Here is a 314-nt window from a genome sequence, read left to right as displayed (position 1 = left end):
TCTTTGCGAGTCACGGGTACCAGTCGAGGCTCTGATTGTGTCCCCAAATTCTTAAAGCCAATCACAATATCCTGATTAGGATATAGATTGATGTAATTGTCATAGGTATTGTCTTTTTTTTGATTGTTCTTCGGGTTAATCTCACCCCATCCATCTTTTTGACTGGCATCATGTTCAGCTCCAACTCGGGACCCATCAAAATTAGCCAATGTGGCCGCTGATAATGGCTCAGGTACTTTTTCGGCATTAATAAAAACCGTTTGCCATTCTGGAGGATCCGGATAGGTGAAACTACTGCTTTGATACTGGTCGCC

1 pseudogene is annotated in these 314 nt (G+C 43.0%); it reads right to left on the bottom strand.

The features are described 5' to 3' along the window. Window positions 1-314: pseudogene (locus tag OGV93_RS01250) on the bottom strand (T6SS effector phospholipase Tle3 domain-containing protein); the annotation flags it as partial.

This window comes from Citrobacter sp. Cb031 (assembly GCF_030336725.1).
GTDB lineage: Bacteria > Pseudomonadota > Gammaproteobacteria > Enterobacterales > Enterobacteriaceae > Citrobacter > Citrobacter braakii.
This window is presented reverse-complemented; position numbering and strand designations above follow the sequence as displayed.